Source organism: Candidatus Villigracilis sp., assembly GCF_057083605.1.
The window spans coordinates 1-4,639 of sequence record NZ_JBXMTI010000096.1; the positions used below are offsets into that span (position 1 = coordinate 1).

The window sequence follows — 4,639 nt, forward strand, 5'->3', positions numbered from 1 at the left end:
TCAGGCGCTTGATCGGCACCGGGGCGAATTTCAGTTTCACAGTATCGGCATCAACGCGCGTCACATCCAGCATCAGGTTGACCACTTCGTGCATGCGATCCGCGCCTTTGAGCACGCCGCCCAGCACATTGCCGAGCGTATCGTTCTCGGTGATGGACGGGAAGGACGCCAGCATTTTGACGTAGCCCTTCAACACGGTCAGCGGTGTGCGCAGTTCATGCGCCGCCACCTGAATGAATTCCAGTTTGTTGCGGTCCAATTGGCGCAGGACCTGATTGGTATGTTGCAGGTCCGCGATCATTTTCTGGTCATTGGCCCGGATGCGGTCCAGCGTGATGCGGATGATATCGATGGCCATGCGCGGACTGCGGCTGAGGATGGTCTCGAAATCCTGCTTTTCCATTTCGAGCACGGTAGTCTCGGCCACGGCGCGCACGGTCGCTGCCCGGGCCGCATTCTGGATCAACGCCATTTCCCCGAACATGTCCCCTTTGCCGCCAATGCGCAATAACCGCTCCGCCTCCCCGGCGACGGTGTGCTTAGTCACCTCCACCTTGCCGTCGGCGACAATGTAGAAGATATCTTCGAACGCGCCTTCCTGGCACAACACATGACCGGCCGGGTAGGTCTTCAACTCGGTCAGGTCGGCCATCTCCTGTAATTCGGCCTCGTCCAGTCCTTGAAAGGCCAGCCTCAGCAGGGTCGTTTTATCGAAAGTTTGCGTCTTTTCCATATCAGCCGTACTATAACTTTGACGGCTCCCCGCCAGCACAACAATATGATTGCAAACGGCGCCGGGAGCACAACAGGTATAATCCCGCTCATGAAAGCCGCCGCCTTTTACCAGTGTGGAGATGCCTCCCACATTCAGATTGCCGATGTCCCCGAGCCGCAACTCGGAGCGGGGCAGGCGCTGATCCGCGTCCATGCCAGCGCGTTCAACCATCTGGAACTGTGGTCCCTGCATGGTCCGGCCGATGAGTCCTATCGCTTCCCGATGTGGACTGGCTCCGACATTTCCGGCGTGATCGAAGGCCTCGCTCCCGACGTTTCGAGTTGGTCAGCCGGCGAAGCGGTCGTGGTCAACCCGTCGCTTTCGTGCGGTCAGTGCGCGCGCTGCCTGGAAGGCGAGGTCAGTCAATGCGATGAGTACGATATCCTCGGCTCGAACGGGAACGGTGGCAACGCCGAGTATGTGGCGGTGAACACCGACAAACTGATGCGCATGCCGGCCGGTTTTGATTTTGTCACGGCCGCCGCAGGTCCGCTTGCGTATCAGACTGCCTGGCGCGCACTGGTCAAACGCGCCAAGGTCCAGGCGGATGAAAAGGTATTGGTGCTGGGAGCCAGCGGCGGGGTGGCTGTGGCGGCGATCCAGATCAGTAAAATGTTTGGGGCGCAAGTCTATGCCATCACCAGTTCCAAGGAAAAGATCGGAAAAGTCCTCGCTCTGGGCGCAGACTTCGCCGTGGACCGTACCGTCGGCAAACCGTTCGAGGACATCCGCCGCCTCACCGAGGGACGGGGCGTGGATCTCGTGGTCGAAAACGTCGGCGCGACCACGTGGGGCGAGAGCCAGCGGATTCTGCGCAAGGGCGGGCGGATCGTCACTTATGGGCGTACCACCGGGCGCGAAGCCGTGACCAATCTCTCGTTGTTGTTCTGGAACGAACAAACGCACATCGGCTCGACGATGGGCAGCCTCGCAGATTTTCGCGAGGTCATGGAGCACATCTTTAGCGGCCGGCTCACGCCCGTGGTCGATGCGGTCTATCCGCTCGAAGAAGCTGCTGCCGCCTATGCCCATTACGAACGCGGCGCACAGTTCGGCAAGATCGTGCTGCAGGTGCGGTAAGGGCTCGACACCGAATCCCCGTCTGATTCCGCTACGTGTATAATCTACAGTGTGACACAAGTCCCCCACTCCCTAGCACCCTTCTTTCAGGAATATGATCTCACACAGCTCACGCCTGAAAAGGACGCGCACACCATCATCGAGCGCGTCCTGCAGTTTGGAAACCGAGTGGAGATCAGGTGGCTATTTTCGGTATACCCGCGCGAGCAGGTCCTTGCCTGGGTAAAGAGATTTGGTGACGAACGTCTCCCACAACCGCATCGCACATTCTGGAAACTCGTGCTGGGCACACATCCATGACTGCGTTTTTTTGGACCACCATCACAGAAGATATGCGGCTGGTGTTGCAGGAGTTCTTTAGAAGCAAACTTGGCAACAGGTTTTACCTGGCAGGCGGCACCGCATTGTCGCTTCAACTGGGTCATCGCCACTCTGTTGACCTCGACCTTTTCTCTCCGACAGAGGATATCCCTTCAATCCGCCGCGGACTTGAGGAAGCCCTTGCTCTCTTGAAACCCGAGCTGGCAGACTCGGCTTGGGGAAATTTGGTTTACACGACAAAGAATGTCCGGGTCGGTTTTTATGGATATGGATACGAGATGATCAAACCATTGGTTGAGGATGAAAACCTTCGTCTTGCCTCCGTCCAGGATATCGGGTTGATGAAAATGGACGCGCTCCTGTCAAGAGCAAGCCGCAAAGATTTTTATGATCTGTTTTTCATAGCGAAGACCACCCCGCTAAAAGACCTGTTTGCTCTTGCTCCGAAAAAATATCCATCCGTTCGAGACTTTGAAGTTCAGGTGACGAAACGGTTGGTTTATTTTGAAAGCGCAGAGCATGATACCGATCCAATTCTATTAGAACCTGTGTCATGGCAAATGGTGAAAGAGTTCTTTGTAGAACAAGTCAAAGAAATCGAACAGGGTTGGCTGAAATGACCCTCCCCCTCGACCGCATCCTGCTCGGCGATTGCATCGAAGTTCTCAATTCCCTGCCTGAGAACTCGGTGGATGTCATCTTTGCTGATCCGCCGTATAACCTGCAATTGCAACGCGACCTGTACCGCCCTGATACCTCCAAGGTGGACGCAGTGAACGATGGCTGGGACAAGTTCAGTGATTTCAAAACCTATGATGATTTTACACGTCAGTGGCTACACGCTTGTCGGCGTGTGCTGAAAGATACCGGCACGCTGTGGGTTATCGGGTCCTATCACAACATTTATCGTGTGGGCGCCATTCTGCAAGACCTCGGCTATTGGATTCTCAACGACGTGGTGTGGCTAAAATGCCTGGCGGCAGATACTGAATTAATCGCCTTGATTAATAAACAACCGATCCTATCAACAATCAAAGACCTGGTTCGCATTGACCTGACCAAAAACCACATTGAACTTCCATCCTACGATAAACATGGTTTTCAGACTTGGGCAACCATCAAATCCTGGAAAAAGGTTGGGGTCTCGAATGGTCTTCGGATCGAGTTTGAAGATGGGTCTGTCACAGAGTGCACGCATGAACATCGTTTTCCAATTCTGCGTTCTGGAAAGGTGGAGTATGTCTGCGCCGAAAAAATGGCTTCAGGTGATTTCGTTCTGAGCTTAGGGAAATTGGAACTTCCCAAAGTTGTTGAACATTCTGCGATTGATGAGGAAACTGGAGAACTCATAGGCTGGTATCTGGCGGAAGGCTCCATGCTTTCTGAGAAAAAAGGCGTTCAACTTTCGATGTCCGCAGACGAAAGACCTGAAGCAGAAAATCTGATTGATATTGTCCGAAAGAAATTTGGGGTCACGGGACGAATCCACATTTACGGCAATAAAATGCACCTGATCTTTCCAGGTCATTTCATGATCGAATTAATAAAAAGGTTCGTTCGTGGGGAAAACGCAAAAACAAAACGATTGTCAAGAGAGTCGTTTTGGCACGGCAGTGAATTTTTATCCGGAGTGTTGACCGGGTATCTTAAGGGAGATGCCCACTGGGACATGAAAAACAACCGCTGGAGAATTGGGTTTACAAAGAACAAGGGCTTGCTTACAGACCTGCGGCTCATCTGCCAAATAACCGGTCACCGGCTTCATGCGAGGGATGGCTTTGTCCCTTATAAAGACTCCAAAGTAGAAATCATCAGGGGGGAAATTCGTGAAAATCGTGATGGCAGGTGGTCAATGGCCACATTGGAGAGTCTTGGACTTCCATCACGTGGAAAATTTCCATATGGACAGGATCATTCTATTGAACGATTGCGACGAGACTACAAGATCAACACAAGAAAAAGTCAAGGTGAAGTGCCATTGATCGCAAAACAGATTATTGAGGGCAATTTAAAACTGGCAAGAGTAAAAAATATACAACCAACCAATCTCAAAACCTACTATGAGTTATCCATTGACGGGAATCATGTATTTGGCTTGCCCTCGGGTGTTCTGACTCATAACAGCAACCCCATGCCGAACTTCAGAGGTGTACGGCTCACCAACGCCCACGAAACGATGATCTGGGCCCAAAAGAAGCAGGGCGCGAAGTACACCTTCAACCATCACGCCATGAAAGCGTTGAACGAAGACCTGCAAATGCGCTCCGATTGGCGGCACTGGGAATTGCCCCTCGCCACCGGCAAGCAACGCGTCAAACACAACGGGACAAAGGCACATTCGACGCAAAAACCGGAAGCCCTGCTCTACCGGGTGATCCTCGCCTCGACCAAACCGGGGGATGTGATCCTCGATCCGTTCTTTGGCTCAGGGACGACGGGCGCGGTGGCGAAGAAGCTGGGACG

The 4,639-nt window shown here is 53.3% G+C and carries 4 protein-coding genes and 2 pseudogenes; 5 read left to right on the top strand and 1 reads right to left on the bottom strand.

The features are described 5' to 3' along the window. A partial coding sequence (locus AC14M5_RS13910; protein ID WP_484030278.1) for a cyclic nucleotide-binding domain-containing protein occupies positions 1-733 on the bottom strand: 733 nt, incomplete at its 3' end. 90 nt (positions 734-823) lie between these two features. On the opposite strand from AC14M5_RS13910, the gene AC14M5_RS13915 reads away from it, so the two are divergent. The 5 genes and pseudogenes from AC14M5_RS13915 to AC14M5_RS13935 form a co-directional block, all read left to right on the top strand. Then, positions 824-1,855 carry a zinc-binding dehydrogenase gene (locus AC14M5_RS13915; protein ID WP_484030279.1) on the top strand — a complete coding sequence of 344 codons (1,032 nt, stop codon included), beginning with the start codon at positions 824-826 and terminating at the stop codon, positions 1,853-1,855. Between the two features lie 51 nt (positions 1,856-1,906). Next, complete coding sequence (locus tag AC14M5_RS13920) at positions 1,907-2,155, top strand: DUF6922 domain-containing protein (RefSeq protein ID WP_484030280.1); 249 nt, start codon at positions 1,907-1,909, stop codon at positions 2,153-2,155. Continuing rightward, complete coding sequence (locus AC14M5_RS13925; protein ID WP_484030281.1) at positions 2,152-2,796, top strand: nucleotidyl transferase AbiEii/AbiGii toxin family protein; 645 nt, start codon at positions 2,152-2,154, stop codon at positions 2,794-2,796. Before AC14M5_RS13920 ends, AC14M5_RS13925 begins: the two co-directional genes overlap by 4 nt. Then, positions 2,793-3,146: pseudogene (locus AC14M5_RS13930) on the top strand (DNA-methyltransferase); the annotation flags it as partial. The gene AC14M5_RS13925 and the pseudogene AC14M5_RS13930, both read left to right, overlap by 4 nt. A 1,146-nt stretch (positions 3,147-4,292) precedes the next feature. Next, positions 4,293-4,639 (top strand): annotated as a pseudogene (locus AC14M5_RS13935) (DNA-methyltransferase); the annotation flags it as partial.